Below are 16,788 nucleotides of genomic sequence, written 5' to 3' on the forward strand. Positions count from 1 at the left end.
AAAGACAAAACATTCTGTTAACATGCGCTCAATTTGTCGTCAAGCGAATGCGCCGACGGAGATCACAGGTTGTTGAATTTGAGAGGAAAGCTATTGCCCGGTGGCGCTGCGCTTACCGGGCCTACGTTTCGGGAGTAGGCCGGGTAAGGCGAAGCCGCCACCCGGCAAACATAACTCACTGCCACCCGTACCGACGCGCATAGAATCCTTTCACCATCTGCGTCAGCACCATATAGCCCGCGAGGATCGCCACCAGCCACGGGAAGTAGCTCAGCGGCAGCGCCTGAAGCTGCAGGTAGCCTGCCAGCGGCGAGAACGGCAGCGCGATACCGAGCGCCATCACAATGCCCGTCATCACAATCAGCGGCCACGCGGCGCGGCTCTGGATGAACGGAATACGGCGGGTGCGGATCATGTGCACAATCAGCGTCTGCGACAGCAGGCCTACCACGAACCAGCCGGACTGGAACAGCGTCTGGTGTTCCGGGGTGTTGGCGTGGAACACAAACCACATCAGGCAGAAGGTCAGGATGTCGAAGATGGAGCTGATCGGCCCAAAGAACAACATAAAGCGCCCGAGATCCGCCGGATTCCAGTGCTGCGGCTTCTGGATCTGCTCGTCGTCCACGTTATCAAACGGGATAGCCACCTGAGACACGTCGTACATCAGGTTCTGGATCAGCAGATGCAGCGGCAGCATCGGCAGGAACGGCAGAAACGCGCTCGCCACCAGCACGCTGAAGACGTTACCGAAGTTGGAGCTGGCGGTCATTTTGATGTACTTGAGCATATTGGCGAAGGTGCGGCGCCCTTCGATCACGCCCTCCTCCAGCACCATCAGGCTCTTTTCCAGCAGGATGATATCCGCCGCCTCGCGGGCGATATCCACCGCACCATCGACGGAGATACCGATGTCCGCCGCACGCAGCGCGGGCGCGTCATTGATGCCGTCGCCCATAAAGCCCACCACGTGCCCTTCGCGCTTAAGCAGGGTGACGATGCGCTCTTTGTGCATCGGCGTCAGCCGGGCAAACAGCGTGGTACGCTGGGCAAGCTTCGCCAGCTCGTCGTCGGACAAGTGCTCAATATCGCTTCCCACCACCACGTCGCCCGCGTCCATCCCCACTTCATGGCACACTTTGGCCGCCACCAGCTCGCTGTCGCCGGTGAGAATTTTGACGGTAATACCGCTCGCCTTCAGCGCTTTCAGCGCCGGCGCGGTGGTCTCTTTCGGCGGATCGAGGAAGGCGATGTAGCCCTCGAGGATCAGATCGGATTCATCGATACGCTGATAGTCACCCTCGCGCGCGGGCAGGAACTTGCTCGCGACCGCCACCACGCGCAGCCCCTGACGGTTCAGGTTGTCGGTGACGCGCTTGATGCGGCGCAGCATGGTGTCGTCCAGCGGCACGATGTCGCCGTTATAGCGAACCTGCGTCGACACGTTGAGGATCTCCTGCAGCGCCCCTTTGCAGATCAGCTGATGCACGTCCGTCTGCTCGCTCACCACCACCGACATGCGGCGGCGCTCGAAGTCGAACGGGATCTCATCCACCTTCTGCCAGCGGCCGGAGAGCGTGCGGGCGGATTCCTCGTCCACCCCTTCCAGCACCGCGACGTCGAGCAGGTTTTTCAGCCCGGTCTGGTAATGACTGTTCAGCCACGCGCTGTGCAGGACGCGCTCGCTGGTTTTGCCGGAGATATCGGTGTGGTTCTCCAGCACGATTTTGTCCTGCGTCAGGGTGCCGGTTTTATCGGTGCAGAGGATGTCCATCGCGCCAAAGTTTTGAATGGCGTCGAGGTGTTTGACGATCACTTTCTGTTTAGAGAGCTTCACCGCCCCGCGCGCCAGCGTGGAGGTGACGATCATCGGCAGCATTTCCGGCGTCAGGCCAACGGCCACGGAGAGCGCGAACAGCGCCGCTTCCCACCAGTCGCCTTTGGTGTAGCCGTTGATCAGCAGCACGATCGGCGTCATCACCATCATAAAGCGGATCAGCAGCATGCTGACGCGGCCAATCCCTTTCTGGAAGGCGTTTGGCTCGCTCTCCTGCTCGCTGACGCGCCCGGCAAGCTGTCCAAACCAGGTGTTGCCCCCGGTGGCGGTGACAATCGCCTGCGCCGTACCGCTGACCACCGTGGTGCCCATAAAGCACAGGGTATCGCATTCAAGCGGATTCATCTGCTGCGGGTCGCGGCTGCGCGCTACCTTTTCTACGGGCAGGGATTCCCCGGTCAGGGAGGCCTGAGCGACGAACAGATCGCGCGCCTGGATGATGCGTAAATCCGCCGGGATCATGTCCCCCGCGGCCAGCTTCACCAGATCGCCCGGCACCAGCTGGTCGATCGGCAGCTCCACCCAGGCGTTTTCGCCGAGATCGTTAATCACGCGCGAGACGGTCGCGGTGTTGCTGACCATCGCCTTCAGGGCATCCGCCGCTTTGGTGGAGCGGGCTTCCTGAATAAAGTTCAGCAGCGTGGAGATACCCACCATCAGGGCAATGACGCCTGCGGCAAACAGATCTTCCGTCGCGTAGGAGATGAGGCCGAGCACGGTCAGCAGCAGGTTGAACGGGTTGCGGTAGCAGAGCCACAGGTGCACCCACCACGGAGACGGCTTCTGCGCCGGGATCTGGTTATCGCCGTGCACGGCGCGGATTTTTTCCACTTCGGCCGCGTTTAGCCCTTCCGGGTGTCCGCCGAACGCGCGCCAGACTTCGTTTTCATCCATCGCCGCCACGTTCAGGCAGCGTTCGGTCAGGGACGCGGGGATCGCCGCCCCCGCCATGTTTTTGGCGTTTGGCAGCGGGTCGCGCTGAACAAGACGGTGTGGCAGGTGGCGGCTCAGCAGGGCCTGCAGCTGCCGGGTGATATTTTTAAACATAGTCATTCCTCCGCATCCGCCTGGGCGGACGCAGCAATTCCTTCAGGCGTGGCAAAGCCGTACCTGAGAGGCACTCAATTTTTCAAGCAGGAACGTTTAAGACGTTGCTGCCTCACGCCGGTGAGACAGCAAAAGCTGGCTTACCGGAAAGAACGCATTCTCCCGTTCAGGAGAGGTGTGGGATCGGGATCCATGAAGCCTCCGGTAAGTAAAAAAACAGGGTGTCGCCGCGCAGTATAAGGATTTAAGCGTACCCTTTATGACGATTCGGGCGGTATTATACCCCCCTGCAAATAAACCGAACGTAAACCAGACTTTGCCCATAGCGAAATCGCGCTATAGCATTAGGCTCAATTCACTACATCGTCGTTGTTACAGGGAATACAGCATGCAGAACCGCCTTACGATTAAAGACATCGCGCGTTTAAGCGGCGTGGGGAAATCGACCGTCTCACGCGTGCTGAACAACGAAAGCGGCGTCAGCGAACGCACCCGCGAGCGCGTTGAGGCGGTTATGAATCAGCACGGTTTTTCCCCTTCCCGCTCCGCGCGCGCCATGCGCGGGCAGAGTGACAAAGTCGTCGCCATCATTGTTTCTCGTCTGGACTCTCTGTCTGAAAATCTCGCCGTGCAGACCATGCTGCCCGCCTTCTATGAGCAGGGGTATGATCCGATCATGATGGAGAGCCAGTTCTCTGTGCAGCTGGTTGAAGAGCATCTGGGGATGCTCCAGCGGCGCAACATTGATGGCGTGGTGCTGTTCGGTTTTACCGGCATTAAGGACGAGATGCTGAAACCCTGGCAGCCTTCGCTGGTGCTGCTGGCGCGCGATGCACACGGGTTTGCCTCCGTCTGCTACGACGATGAGGGCGCGATTATCACCCTGATGCAGCGCCTGTTTGACGAGGGCCATCGTCACATCAGCTTCCTCGGCGTCCCGCACGCGGACGTCACCACCGGCAAACGTCGGCATGAGGCCTATCTGGCCTTTTGCAAAAAGCACAACCTCTCCGCCGTGGCCTCCCTGCCGGGGCTGGGCATGAAGCAGGGCTACGAGCAGGCCGCCAGCGTTCTTACGCCGCAGACCACGGCGCTGGTGTGCGCCACGGATACCCTGGCGCTGGGTGCCAGCAAATATCTGCAGGAGCAGCGCATCGATAACCTGCAGGTGGCGAGCGTCGGCAGCACGCCGCTGATGAAGTTCCTGCACCCGGAGATCATCACCGTCGATCCGGGCTACGCCGAGTCCGGCAGACAGGCCGCAGCACAGCTTATCGAGCAGATAAACGGGCGTTCAGAGCCTCGTCAGATCGTCATTCCCGCTCACCTTTCGTAACCCCTCTAAAACAGATTATTGTGATCTTCGCCTGATTTCGGGAACGTTCCCATTTTCGCCGTCACGCTGAAGGAGTAGGCTTGCGCTCAGGTCATTACACCCCTCACCATCTGTCATGAGGTTTCATGATGAGTAAAGTCAAACAAGCAGATATCGATCGGCTGATCGTCCTGGTCGGCGGACGCGAAAACATCGCTACCGTCAGCCATTGCATTACCCGCCTGCGCTTCGTGCTGAACGATCCGGCCAAAGCCAACCCGAAGGCCATTGAAGAACTTTCCATGGTCAAAGGCTGCTTCACCAACGCCGGGCAGTTCCAGGTCGTTATTGGTACCGAAGTGGGCGATTACTATCAGGCTCTGCTGGCGACAACCGGGCACTCTTCTGCCGATAAAGAGCAGGCGAAGAAGGCCGCGCGCCAGAATATGAAGTGGCACGAGCAGCTGATTTCCCACTTCGCGGAAATTTTCTTCCCGCTGCTGCCCGCGCTGATCAGCGGGGGCTTAATCTTAGGCTTCCGTAACGTCATCGGCGATGTGCCGATGAGCGACGGCAAAACCCTGGCGCAGATGTATCCGGCGCTGAAAACCGTTTACGATTTCCTGTGGCTGATTGGCGAGGCGATCTTCTTCTATCTGCCGGTCGGGATTTGCTGGTCCGCGGTGCGCAAAATGGGCGGCACGCCGATTCTCGGTATCGTGCTGGGCGTCACGCTGGTCTCTCCACAGTTAATGAACGCTTACTTACTTGGTCAGCAGGTGCCCGAGGTGTGGAACTTCGGCCTGTTTACCATTGCCAAAGTGGGCTATCAGGCGCAGGTCATTCCGGCCCTGCTGGCGGGTCTGGCGCTGGGCTTTATTGAAACGCGCCTGAAGCGCATCGTGCCGGATTATCTCTATCTGGTGGTGGTGCCGGTCTGCTCGCTGATTCTGGCGGTGTTCCTCGCGCACGCCTTTATCGGTCCGTTTGGCCGCATGATCGGCGACGGCGTGGCCTTCGCGGTGCGTCACCTGATGACCGGCAGCTTTGCGCCAATCGGTGCCGCGCTGTTTGGCTTCCTGTACGCCCCGCTGGTGATCACCGGCGTGCACCAGACCACGCTGGCCATTGATATGCAGATGATCCAGAGCCTCGGCGGCACGCCGGTCTGGCCGATTATCGCCCTGTCTAACATTGCGCAGGCGTCGGCGGTTACCGGCATCATCATCGTCAGCCGCAAGCACAACGAGCGTGAGATCTCCGTTCCGGCAGCCATCTCTGCTTACCTCGGCGTCACAGAACCGGCGATGTACGGTATCAACCTGAAATACCGCTTCCCGATGCTCTGCGCGATGATCGGTTCGGGTCTGGCGGGCCTGGTGTGTGGTCTGAACGGCGTGATGGCGAACGGGATTGGCGTCGGCGGCCTGCCGGGCATTCTCTCCATCCAGCCGGCTTACTGGCAGGTGTTTGCCCTGGCGATGGCCATCGCGATCATCGTCCCTATGGCGCTCACCACCGTGGTTTACCAGCGTAAGTTCCGTCAGGGCTCGCTGCAGATTGTTTAACTTCTTCTTTCGGGGCGCAGTTGCGCCCCTTCGCATTTGCAGGAACGCATTATGAATACCCTTCCTCACTGGTGGCAGAACGGCGTCATCTATCAGATTTACCCAAAGAGCTTCCAGGATACCACCGGCAGCGGCACCGGCGATCTGCGCGGCGTGACGCAGCGTCTGGACTACCTGAAAACCCTCGGCATCGACGCCATCTGGCTGACGCCGTTTTATATCTCCCCGCAGGTGGATAACGGCTACGACGTGGCGAATTACACCGCCATCGACCCGGCTTACGGCACGCTGGATGATTTCGACGAGCTGGTTGCCCGGGCGCACGAGCGCGCCATCCGCATCGTGCTGGACATGGTGTTTAACCACACCTCCACGCAGCACGCCTGGTTTCGCGAGTCGCTGAACAAAGAGAGCCCGTACCGCCAGTTCTACATCTGGCGCGACGGCACGCCGGAGCAGCTTCCCAACAACTGGCGCTCCAAGTTTGGCGGCAACGCCTGGCGCTGGCACGCCGAGAGCGAGCAGTATTACCTGCACCTTTTCGCCCCGGAGCAGGCGGACCTCAACTGGGAGAACCCAGAAGTGCGCGCCGAGCTGAAAAAGGTGTGCGAGTTCTGGGCCGATCGCGGCGTGGACGGCTTGCGTCTCGACGTGATTAACCTGATTTCAAAAGACCCGGATTTCCCGGACGACAACACCGGAGACGGCCGCCGCTTCTACACCGACGGGCCGCGCGTTCACGAATATCTGCAGGAGATGAGCCGGGACGTCTTCACCCCGCGCAACCTGATGACGGTGGGCGAGATGTCCTCGACCTCACTGGAGAACTGCCAGCAGTACGCCTCGCTCGACGGACGCGAGCTGTCGATGACCTTTAACTTCCACCACCTGAAGGTGGACTACCCCGGCGGCGAAAAATGGACGAAGGCGAAACCGGACTTCGTGGCGCTGAAAACCCTCTTCCGCCACTGGCAGCAGGGGATGCACAACAGGGCGTGGAACGCGCTGTTCTGGTGTAACCACGATCAGCCGCGCATCGTGTCGCGCTTTGGTGACGAAGGGGAATACCGCGTACAGGCCGCGAAGATGCTCGGCATGGTGCTGCACGGCATGCAGGGCACGCCGTATATCTATCAGGGCGAGGAGCTGGGGATGACCAACCCGCACTTCAGCCGCATCACCGACTATCGCGACGTGGAAAGCCTGAACATGTTCGCCGAACTGCGCGCCAACGGCCGCGAACCGGATGAATTACTGGCGATTCTGGCGAGTAAGTCCCGCGATAACGGGCGAACCCCAATGCAGTGGGACGCTTCGCACAATGCGGGCTTTACCGAGGGCGAGCCGTGGATTGGCGTCTGCGACAATTACGAGACGGTGAACGCCCGCGCCGCGCTCGACGACCCGGATTCGGTGTTCTACACCTACCAGTCGCTGATCGGCCTGCGTAAAACCTTGCCGGTGCTGACGTGGGGAGATTATGAGGATCTTCTGCCGGAACATCCTTCTCTTTGGTGCTACCGTCGTCAGTGGCAGGGGCAGACGCTGATGGTGGCGGCAAACCTGAGTAATATACCGCAGGAATGGCAGGCAGACGCTCTCAGCGATAGGTCGCAGGTGCTGATGAGTAACTACCCGGCGCCGCAAACGACGTCGCTGCGTCCGTTTGAAGCCGTCTGGTGGTTGCAGCAGTAACTTTCCCTGCCGGGTGCGGCTCAGCACCCGGCTTACTTTACTGTTTTTGTTGAGTAAATAATCAGATTTTTCTCTCGCGCCTTTACAATCGCTGAAGCGCCCGTCGTTTGTACTCTCGTCTTTTTACTTTGTTCTGCATCAAATAAATCGCAAACATGTTTGATGCAAATCACTATATGTAGCACTTAAAATGCACGCCGACCCAACATCTTGTATTTATCGTCTACTATTCCAACAACAAGACGGCGCTTACGCTGGCCGGAATTGTGGATAACACGAGCTGGGAACGCGGGAAGTCTTTGGCCCGGCGGGGAATACGCCCGGTTATGACTTCTCCACCTCTGTGGATAACCTGTTTTCAAAAAATGGAGTGATCATGACACCGCATGTGATGAAACGTGATGGCTGTAAAGTGCCGTTTAAATCAGAGCGCATCCAGGAAGCCATTCTGCGTGCAGCTAAAGCAGCGGGAGTCGATGACGCAGATTACTGCGCCACCGTCGCAGAAGTCGTTAGCAGCCAGATGAACGAACGCAGCCAGGTCGATATCAGTGAGATCCAGACCGCGGTTGAGAACCAGCTGATGGCGGGGCCTTACAAGCAGCTGGCGCGCGCCTACATTGAGTACCGTCACGATCGTGACGTGCAGCGTGAGAAGCGCGGTCGTCTGAACCAGGAGATCCGTGGCCTGGTGGAGCAGACCAACTCCGCCCTGCTCAATGAAAACGCCAACAAAGACAGTAAAGTGATCCCGACCCAGCGCGACCTGCTGGCCGGTATCGTCGCCAAACACTATGCCCGTCAGCACCTGCTGCCGCGCGACGTGGTCTCGGCGCACGAGCGCGGTGAAATTCACTACCACGATCTCGACTATTCGCCGTTCTTCCCGATGTTCAACTGCATGCTGATCGACCTGAAAGGCATGCTGACCCACGGTTTTAAAATGGGTAACGCCGAGATTGAACCGCCTAAATCAATCTCCACGGCCACTGCCGTCACGGCGCAGATTATCGCTCAGGTCGCCAGCCATATTTACGGCGGCACCACGATTAACCGCATTGATGAAGTGCTGGCCCCGTTCGTGACGGCAAGCTTCAACAAGCATCGTAAAACGGCCGAAGAGTGGCAGATCCCGGACGCCGACGGCTATGCGCACTCCCGCACCGAGAAAGAGTGCTACGACGCCTTCCAGTCGCTGGAGTATGAGGTAAACACGCTGCACACCGCCAACGGCCAGACGCCGTTTGTGACCTTCGGGTTTGGTCTGGGCACCAGCTGGGAATCGCGCCTGATCCAGCAGTCCATCCTGCGCAACCGCATTTCCGGTCTCGGCAAAAACCGCAAAACGGCGGTGTTCCCGAAACTGGTGTTCGCCATTCGCGACGGCCTGAACCACAAGTTTGGCGATCCGAACTACGACATCAAACAGCTGGCGCTGGAGTGCGCGAGCAAGCGCATGTATCCGGACATCCTGAATTACGACCAGGTTGTGAAAGTGACCGGCTCGTTTAAAACGCCAATGGGCTGCCGCAGCTTCCTCGGCGTGTACGAAGATGAAAACGGCGAGCAGATCCACGACGGGCGCAACAACCTGGGCGTCATCAGCCTTAACCTGCCGCGCATCGCGCTGGAGGCGAAAGGCAATGAAGCGGAATTCTGGACGCTGCTGGATGAACGTCTTCAGCTGGCGCGCAAAGCGCTGATGACACGTATTGCACGTCTGGAAGGGGTCAAGGCCCGCGTCGCGCCGATCCTTTATATGGAAGGGGCCTGCGGCGTACGTCTGAAAGCGGACGATGACGTGTCGGAGATCTTCAAAAACGGCCGCGCGTCGATTTCGCTGGGCTATATCGGTATTCACGAGACCATCAACGCATTGGCTGGGGATACGCATATGTACGACAGCGAGGCCCTGCGTGAGAAAGGCATCGCCATCGTTCAGCGCCTGCGCGACGCGGTTGACCAGTGGAAAGAGGAAACCGGCTACGGGTTTAGCCTCTACAGCACGCCGAGCGAGAACCTGTGCGACCGCTTCTGCCGTCTGGACACCGCCGAGTTCGGGATCGTGGAAGGCGTGACCGACAAAGGGTATTACACCAACAGCTTCCACCTCGACGTGGAGAAAAAGGTGAACCCGTACGACAAGATCGACTTCGAAGCGGCGTATCCGCCGATCGCCAGCGGCGGCTTCATCTGCTACGGCGAGTACCCGAACATTCAGCACAACCTGAAGGCGCTGGAAGACGTGTGGGATTACAGCTATCAGCACGTGCCGTATTACGGGACCAACACGCCAATCGACGAGTGCTACGAGTGCGGCTTTACCGGTGAGTTCGAGTGTACGAGCAAAGGCTTTACCTGCCCGAAATGCGGCAACCACGATGCGGCTCGCGTCTCCGTGACCCGTCGCGTGTGCGGCTATCTCGGCAGCCCGGACGCGCGTCCGTTTAACGCCGGGAAGCAGGAAGAGGTGAAGCGTCGCGTGAAGCATTTGGGGAATGGGCAGATCGGGTAAGTTCTGCGCAGGGTTCTCCCCCTCACCCTACCCCTCTCCCTCAAGGGAGAGGGAACCGATCGAGCACATTGCTAAGCCTGACACCGGTTTTCTCCCTCTCCCTGTGGGAGAGGGGCGGGGTGAGGGCATCAGGTTAACGCTATGAATTATCATCAATACTACCCCGTCGACATCGTCAACGGCCCCGGCACCCGCTGCACCCTGTTCGTTTCAGGCTGCGTCCACGAATGCCCCGGCTGCTATAACAAAAGCACCTGGCGCTTAAATTCCGGCATGCCGTTCACCGCCGAAATGGAAGACCGGATCGTCAACGACCTGAACGATTCACGCATCAAACGCCAGGGGATTTCGCTCTCCGGCGGCGATCCGCTGCACCCGCAAAACGTGCCGGAGATCCTGAAGCTGGTGAAGCGCATTCGCCGCGAATGTGCAGGCAAAGATATTTGGGTCTGGACGGGATATAAGCTGGATGAACTCAATGCGCAGCAAAGAGAAGTAGTGGATCTGATTAACGTCCTGGTCGACGGCAAGTTCGTGCAGGATTTAAAAGACCCGGCCCTGATCTGGCGCGGCAGCAGCAACCAGGTTGTGCACCATTTGCGATGAACAAAGGCGGATGTTATCCGTCCGCCCTTACCTCAAAACCGACTCAAACTCTCCATCGCCACCGCCTTAAACCCGGCAAAATCTCCGCAGCTACAGAGCCGCGACATCGCCCGCTCACGCAGAAAAGTGACGAAGATATCGTAAATCGCCATCGCCTCTTCGTATTCGCTTTTGCTGATGGCGAGCAGGAAGATGACGTGCGCGGTTTCGTCTCCCCACTGAACGCCGTGCGGGGCGAGCACCGTATAGACCACGGTTTTCTGCGCTAAAAGGCCGAGGGAGTGCGGCAGCGCGATGCCGTCGCCGAGCATGGTGCTGACGATGGCTTCACGCTCGACGACAGAATCCAGGAACTCCGCGCCGACAAACCCCTCGCCTTCAAGCTGCGCGCACAGTTCACGGAACAGCGTTTGCTGATCGATCGGCTTGTCGATAATGCGGAAATGGGACGCGTCGAAGTATTTATCCAGCATCCACGGGCGGGTGCGGTCCACCAGCACCAGTTTGCCGATCTGCTCTAACTGGTAATCGGTCGGGAACGGGGCGATCGTCACCACCGGTTTGGACTTTTCGCTTACGCGGGCGGTGGCGATCACAAAGTCTTCGCTAATCGTTTCCGCCAGCTCGTACTCGCGCAGGGTGAGCGTGCGGGCCACCTCAATTTGCGGGTACTTGCGCTGCAGCACCGCTTCAATCATGCGGACCATGGCATTACCTGCGTCGCACACCAGCAGCACGCGCGGCTGGCGCTGGTAGCCGATGTTGTAGTGGCGCTCCAGCCCGACGCCGATGTGCAGCACCAGGAAGCCGATTTCGTTTTCGCTGATCACATAAGGCGTGTATTTTCCCCAGCTCGACACCGCCGCCAAAGTCATATCCCACGCCATCGGGTAGTGCTGCTTGATGTTATCCAGCAGCGGATTGGGGATCATGATTTGATACCGCACGCGGGTGATCATGGTTTTGATGTGCGTGAGCAGGTCCGCGTGCAGCTGCGCGTCGCTGAGCAGGTTGTAGTTATAGTGGGTGTTGATGTAGCGCAGGATGTAGTTGACCAGCGCTTCGTCGTCATCCGCGTTAATGGCGCTCGGGGCAATCTCCTGAATCTGCCGCGCCGCAATGTGCACGCACAGCCAGCTCTCCTCCGAAGGTGAAAGCGCTTTGCCCGCCAGCTGCTGGATAGTGACGGCGATATCTTTCGCCGCCTCGCGCACGTTCTCTTCTACGTCTTCGGCGTGGAATTCCGGCAGCGGATAGCCCTCGCTGATGCGCCGCACCGACACCGCGCAGTACAGGCGCAGGAACAGCTCGCCTTCATCGGTCAGACGGATGTGATGACGCGTCAGCGCCTCGTGCAGCACGGGCACCATCTGCTCCGCCACGCCTGCATTCAGCGCCACGTCGGTCACCAGCGGGTTCAGGCTGTCCTGCTGCGCAAGCTCCCAGAGCAGATCGGTCAGGCAGGCGCGGGTCGACATCTCGCTGCCAAACAGCTTCATCCCGTGGCGCGGACGCGTTTCCAGCGTCAGGTTATAGCGGTGGAACCACTCGCGGACTTCGGCCATGTCGCTCTGTAGCGTAGCGCGGCTGACGAACCACTCGTCCGCCAGATCCTCCAGCTTAAGAGAAAATGCCGAAGTCAGAAAACGCACCACCAGATAGTGCACGCGCTCCGGCCCGGTCCGGGGAATACGCAGCGCGCGCGGGTGGGATGCCTGCAGCTGCTGGTAGCGCTGGGCATCATCAATTTTGAGCTGATAGCCGTTGCCCCGGCTCAATATAAACTGCGCGCCGTGGCCTGCCAGCAGCGCGTTCAGGGCGGTGATATCGGCACGGACGGTTCGCGTGGAGACCGACAGCCGCTGCGCCAGCTCGTCCTGCGGCAGCGTCTCGTTTTGCAACAGATCGAACAGTTGCGCTAAACGTTGGTTCGGAAATCGCACGGGTTTGTCCTCTTACAGCTTAAGGTGAAATGACCATCTGAGATGGGCTGCCGACCGGGGTATAGTCCGGCTCGAAGCTTAATTTCCCGTCCTGCGCCACGCGGAAACGGGTGATGTTGTCGCTGCGCTGGTTCATGACGTACAGCCAGCGTTCCTGCTTATCGAGCGTCAGGGTGCGCGGGTAGTCGCCGCGCGTCCACACGTCGTCCTGATGCGTCAGCGTGCCCTCCGCTGTTACGGTAAAGTGCCCGATGCTGTTATGCAAACGGTTAGCCACATACAGCTGTTTACCGTCGGCGCTTAATGCGAGCCCGGCAGCAAAGCTGGTGCCTTTGTAACCTTCCGGCAGGGCTGAGAGCGTTTTGCCCTCTTTCAGGGTGCCGTTGGCGTTCACGGTATAATGGGTGAGCGTAGACGCCTCTTCGTTAATCAGCCACAGGGCATCGCCTTTTGGCGTAAAGACAAAGTGGCGCGGCCCGGCGCCTTTTGAGGAGGCGCTGATAAACGGCGGATCGTTAGGCGTCAGCTTCCCTGTTCGATCGTCAAAACGGTACTGGTGGAGGCGATCCAGCCCAAGATCGGTGGAAAACACGTATTTCCCGCTCGGATCGGCGGCGATCATGTGCGCGTGGGGGCCGTTGTGATCGCTGATGGCAAAGCTTCCTTCGACAGCCGCTTCCGGCTTCGCTGCACCCGGTTCGCCCTGATCCTGACGTTTGTCCGTAGCGTCACCCAGGCTGCCGTCTGCTTTAACGGGCAGCACTGCGATAGATCCGCTGACATAGTTCGCCACCAGAAGATGGCGACCGTTCGGCGTCAGCGACAGGTAAACCGGCCCCGCGCCGCCGGAGGCCACCTGATTCAGCTCGCTCAGCGCGCCGTTATCCCCCACCCGCAGCGCCTGCACCACGCCCTGCTCCACTTCGCTTGCCAGATACAGCGTTTTGCCGTCGTGCGAGACGGCCAGCTGCGCGGCGTTCGGCAGCCTGCTCACCAGCGTTTTATTCGCCAGCGCGCCGCTTTGCGGGTCAACGGTAAAGCGGTACAGCCCTTCACCGTTGGGGTTGTAGGTGCCCACCCAGGCGTACTGCGGCTGGGCGATAGCGGCGGTGGCGAACATTGAGAGTGAAGCAACAAGCAGGGTACGGGTATGCATGGTGGCTCCTTCAGGTTTGTGCGGTTTGTTTTCCCTCACCCCGGCCCTCTCCCAAAGGGAGAGGGGGTAAAAGTTCCCTCTCCCTTTGGGAGAGGGTTAGGGTGAGGGCAGATACTACTTCACCAGCTTCTTCGTCATTTCCAGCAGCGTACGCACGTCTTCCGGGCGCGTGTCGCCGCTGGCTTTGTCGATAATCGAGCTGTAGATATGTGGGATGATTTTGCTCACGCCCGCGTCGAGGGCGATCTGCAGGATCTCCTCATAGTTTTCGAGATCGATACCTCCGGTCGGCTCCAGCCAGAAGTCGTGACGGGCGCAGGCTTCCGCCACCGCTTTGTACTCGTCACGGCACTTCAGGCCGCCCATCGGGAAGTATTTGATGGAGCTGCCGCCGAAATCCTTCAGCAGGGCAATCGCGGTTTCAACCGGCACAATGCCGTCCGGAGCGTTGCTGCTCAGCGGTCCGGTGGAGATTTTGACCATCCCGACGGTGCCGGTCGGAGAGACCAGACCGTTGACCACCGACTCATTCTGCCCCAGCAGCGCGCGGCTGGTGGCCACGCCGGTAAAGACCTGGTTAACGTGCTGCGGCTGCACCTGACGGGAGATTTCACTCACCATAGCAGACTGGTTCGGATCCCCCGCGCCGAGGCCGACGGAGAGCGCGTTATCAATCAGCGCGGCATATTCACGCATATCGGCAACGGCGCTCGCCACGTCCGGGTAATTTTTGGAGAGCACGCCCACCAGCACGTGACCTTCCGCCGCCTCGTAAATGGCGCTGGCGTTGGCTTTCGATCCTGCCAGCACGTTCAGGCAGACGCGGTCACGGTAAAAGTTGGGGGTCAGTTTCATGCTTTTTTCTCCTGTCCTAATACTTCGCTAATGCGGCGGTAGACGATGTTCAGCTGGTCAGCGTTCACGCTGCGCACGTCCGCCTCGATAATCCCTTCGTTGGCCTTGTAGCCACGGAAGTAAATGGCGTATTCGCCCTGCTTCAGCTTCGCCACCAGATCGCCCGTGCCGACGCCGGTCGTGGCTTCGTCGAACTTAATCTCGGTACGGGCGATATCGCGACCGGCGCTGTCCCAGACCACGCGCGCGGTCACGCCGTTGAGGGTGTTGAGCGCCTCGATAAACGGCGTCATCTTCGCCACCATCTCGGCCCCGCTCTCTTTGGTCGCCGTCAGGTAGTGTTCGATGGCGCAGGTCAGGCCAAGAATGCCCTCTTTGCCCACCTTCATCGCGCGGCCAATGCCCGCGGTCTGGCGCTTCACCCACTCAACGTACTGGGTTTTGCCGATCACCAGCCCGCTGGTTGGGCCTTCAATCGCCTTCGCGCCGCTGTAGATCACCAGATCGGCACCGGATCGGTAGTACGCGTGCAGATCTTCTTCCGCCGCCGCATCGACGATCAGCGGGAGATCGTGCTTGCGCGCCACCACCGCCGCCTGCTCGACGCTGAGCATGCTTTTCTGCACGCAGTGGTGCGATTTGATGTAGAGGATCGCCGCCGTGCGCGGGGTGATCGCCGCCGCCAGCTGATCGGCGGAGCATTCGTTGGCGTAGCCCGCCTCCACCAGCTTGCCGCCGCCCAGCGCCACCATGGTGCCCACCGGCGCGCCAAAGTTTACGTTGTGGCCTTTCGGCAGGACGATTTCGTTGTTCTCAATCGGGGTCACGTGCAGGTTTTCCAGCAGCCAGTCGCTGTCTTTGACCAGCACCGCCGCCACGGACTGGGCTATGCCCGCCGACGCGCAGGAAACCACCGTCGCGCCTTCCACATCCAGCAGCTTCGCGATGTACTCCCCGGTTTTATTGACCAGATCCTTCATCTCGAAATAGTGATTCATGCCGTCCATCGCCGCCTGCACCACTTCCGGGCGCGGCGTGGAGACGCCCAGCGCCGTCATGCGGCCAGAGGTGTTGATAACCTGCTTTAAATGGTACTTCTCATAAATCGAAGGCATGTTCCGTGCTCCCTTGTTCGGTCATGTAGCCCTTGCCCGCGCGGATCGCGGCAAGCGGCACCAGAATGTGTTCAGCCTGCAGGCTGTCGTTTTCGGCATCCGTCAGCACCGTCGGCTGGCGTTTAATCGTGAACAGCGTCAGGTCGGCGTCGAGACCCGGCTGGATGCGGCCCTTGCGCGCCAGGCGCAGGCCGTCGGCAGCGTTCGCGGTCACGCAGTCAATCACCTGCGGCAGCGACATGCCGATGGCGAGAAACTTCGACATCACGCTCGCCAGCGAGCCGACCGGACCGTTGATGCGGTTGCGGCAGTAGATATCCGAGCTGATGGTATGCGGCAGAATGCCCATCGCGATGGCGCGTTTCGCCACCTCAAAGCTGAAGCTCGCCGTGCCGTGGCCGACGTCCAGACGCACGCCGCGCTTCAGGGCGGAGGTGATGGAGGCGCGCAGCTCGCCGGAGGGCGTAAGAATGCGGTTGGGTTTGCCGTTGTAGCAGTGGGTGATGATGTCGCCGGAGCTCAGCAGTTCGGCAATTTCGTCGAGGTTCGGCGGGTTGTTGCCGATGTGCACCATCAGCGGCAGGTCGCCGTTCTCTTTCTGAATGGCTTTCGCCCGCTCCAGCGGCGTGATGCCGTTTTCACCGACCACGCTGCTGCTCATGCGCGCCTTCAGGCCGACGATAAAATCAGGGTGGCGCTTCACCGCCAGCTTCACCGCGTCGGCGTCAATATTCGCCATGTTGGCCAGTTCGTTCTGGGCAATCAGCCCCACGCGGGAGATGTTCAGCAGGGCAAACACCTCGGTGGAGGCCCTGCGGGTGATGTCATAGAAGTCGTCCACGTCGTCGGCGCCGGTACTGCCCGCGTCCACCACGGAGGTGACGCCGGTAGCAATGCCCACGCTGTCCGGCTCGTCGTGGTAAATCGGGGAGTTCGGGTAGCAGTGAACGTGGGAGTCAATCCAGCCTGCGCTGACGAACACGTCGCCGTTCAGCTCAACCGTTTTATGCGCGGGGGCGTCAATCTCGCCCAGCGCCGCGATCTTCCCGTCCTGAATGGCGATATCGGTCAGGGTATCGTCGGCAAGGCGCGCACGGCGCAGGAGTAAATCAAACATGAGGATCTCCTGATAAGGC

General features: G+C 59.8%; 11 protein-coding genes. 5 read left to right on the forward strand and 6 right to left on the reverse strand.

The window, feature by feature from the left end; all coding sequences use genetic code 11:
- Positions 1 to 175 precede the first annotated feature (175 nt).
- Positions 176 to 2,884 (reverse strand): magnesium-translocating P-type ATPase, encoded by a 2,709-nt coding sequence (gene mgtA, locus HCH49_RS13890; protein WP_221702854.1) that lies wholly within the window; start codon positions 2,882 to 2,884, stop codon positions 176 to 178.
- A 388-nt stretch (positions 2,885 to 3,272) separates the two neighbouring features.
- Here mgtA and treR point away from each other — a divergent pair, with 388 nt between their 5' ends.
- From treR to nrdG, 5 genes are all read left to right on the forward strand, one after another.
- A complete protein-coding gene (treR, locus tag HCH49_RS13895; protein WP_047174646.1) occupies positions 3,273 to 4,220 on the forward strand; it encodes a trehalose operon repressor TreR in 948 nt (315 codons plus the stop codon).
- Positions 4,221 to 4,348: 128 nt separating this feature from the next.
- Positions 4,349 to 5,767, forward strand: a complete 1,419-nt coding sequence (gene treB, locus HCH49_RS13900; RefSeq protein WP_029739268.1) for a PTS trehalose transporter subunit IIBC — start codon at positions 4,349 to 4,351, stop codon at positions 5,765 to 5,767.
- A 51-nt stretch (positions 5,768 to 5,818) separates the two neighbouring features.
- A complete protein-coding gene (treC, locus tag HCH49_RS13905; protein WP_221702855.1) occupies positions 5,819 to 7,462 on the forward strand; it encodes an alpha,alpha-phosphotrehalase in 1,644 nt (547 codons plus the stop codon).
- Between the two features lie 376 nt (positions 7,463 to 7,838).
- Complete coding sequence (nrdD, locus tag HCH49_RS13910) at positions 7,839 to 9,977, forward strand: anaerobic ribonucleoside-triphosphate reductase (protein WP_032662478.1); 2,139 nt, start codon at positions 7,839 to 7,841, stop codon at positions 9,975 to 9,977.
- Positions 9,978 to 10,118: 141 nt separating this feature from the next.
- On the forward strand, positions 10,119 to 10,583 hold the full coding sequence (nrdG, locus tag HCH49_RS13915) for an anaerobic ribonucleoside-triphosphate reductase-activating protein (RefSeq protein WP_048980697.1): 465 nt from the start codon (positions 10,119 to 10,121) through the stop codon (positions 10,581 to 10,583).
- 32 nt (positions 10,584 to 10,615) lie between these two features.
- Here the strand turns inward: nrdG and HCH49_RS13920 are convergent, their stop codons facing one another.
- The 5 genes from HCH49_RS13920 to HCH49_RS13940 form a co-directional block, all read right to left on the reverse strand.
- Positions 10,616 to 12,526, reverse strand: a complete 1,911-nt coding sequence (locus HCH49_RS13920; protein WP_221702856.1) for a transcription antiterminator — start codon at positions 12,524 to 12,526, stop codon at positions 10,616 to 10,618.
- 19 nt (positions 12,527 to 12,545) lie between these two features.
- The gene (locus tag HCH49_RS13925) at positions 12,546 to 13,682 is read right to left on the reverse strand and encodes a lactonase family protein (RefSeq protein WP_221702857.1); all 1,137 of its coding nucleotides are present in this window, start codon (positions 13,680 to 13,682) and stop codon (positions 12,546 to 12,548) included.
- Positions 13,683 to 13,796: 114 nt separating this feature from the next.
- Positions 13,797 to 14,537 (reverse strand): 2-dehydro-3-deoxy-phosphogluconate aldolase, encoded by a 741-nt coding sequence (gene dagF / locus HCH49_RS13930; protein ID WP_023310186.1) that lies wholly within the window; start codon positions 14,535 to 14,537, stop codon positions 13,797 to 13,799.
- Complete coding sequence (locus HCH49_RS13935) at positions 14,534 to 15,652, reverse strand: DgaE family pyridoxal phosphate-dependent ammonia lyase (protein WP_047059507.1); 1,119 nt, start codon at positions 15,650 to 15,652, stop codon at positions 14,534 to 14,536. The genes dagF and HCH49_RS13935 overlap by 4 nt, the downstream gene beginning before the upstream one ends.
- Positions 15,636 to 16,769, reverse strand: a complete 1,134-nt coding sequence (locus tag HCH49_RS13940; protein ID WP_221702858.1) for an amidohydrolase/deacetylase family metallohydrolase — start codon at positions 16,767 to 16,769, stop codon at positions 15,636 to 15,638. Before HCH49_RS13940 ends, HCH49_RS13935 begins: the two co-directional genes overlap by 17 nt.
- Between the last annotated feature and the right edge of the window lie 19 nt (positions 16,770 to 16,788).

Origin of the sequence: Enterobacter sp. Y17 (genome assembly GCF_019730495.1) — a bacterium.
In the GTDB taxonomy this organism is placed as follows: domain Bacteria; phylum Pseudomonadota; class Gammaproteobacteria; order Enterobacterales; family Enterobacteriaceae; genus Enterobacter; species Enterobacter asburiae_B.

Coding starts and splice junctions, on each gene's coding strand:
- HCH49_RS13935 (WP_047059507.1), bottom strand. CDS start 15,652: ATGCCTTCGATTTATGAGAAGTACCATTTAAAGCAGGTTATCAACACC.
- treB (WP_029739268.1), top strand. CDS start 4,349: ATGAGTAAAGTCAAACAAGCAGATATCGATCGGCTGATCGTCCTGGTC.
- HCH49_RS13925 (WP_221702857.1), bottom strand. CDS start 13,682: ATGCATACCCGTACCCTGCTTGTTGCTTCACTCTCAATGTTCGCCACC.
- treR (WP_047174646.1), top strand. CDS start 3,273: ATGCAGAACCGCCTTACGATTAAAGACATCGCGCGTTTAAGCGGCGTG.
- HCH49_RS13940 (WP_221702858.1), bottom strand. CDS start 16,769: ATGTTTGATTTACTCCTGCGCCGTGCGCGCCTTGCCGACGATACCCTG.
- mgtA (WP_221702854.1), bottom strand. CDS start 2,884: ATGTTTAAAAATATCACCCGGCAGCTGCAGGCCCTGCTGAGCCGCCAC.
- nrdG (WP_048980697.1), top strand. CDS start 10,119: ATGAATTATCATCAATACTACCCCGTCGACATCGTCAACGGCCCCGGC.
- dagF (WP_023310186.1), bottom strand. CDS start 14,537: ATGAAACTGACCCCCAACTTTTACCGTGACCGCGTCTGCCTGAACGTG.
- nrdD (WP_032662478.1), top strand. CDS start 7,839: ATGACACCGCATGTGATGAAACGTGATGGCTGTAAAGTGCCGTTTAAA.
- treC (WP_221702855.1), top strand. CDS start 5,819: ATGAATACCCTTCCTCACTGGTGGCAGAACGGCGTCATCTATCAGATT.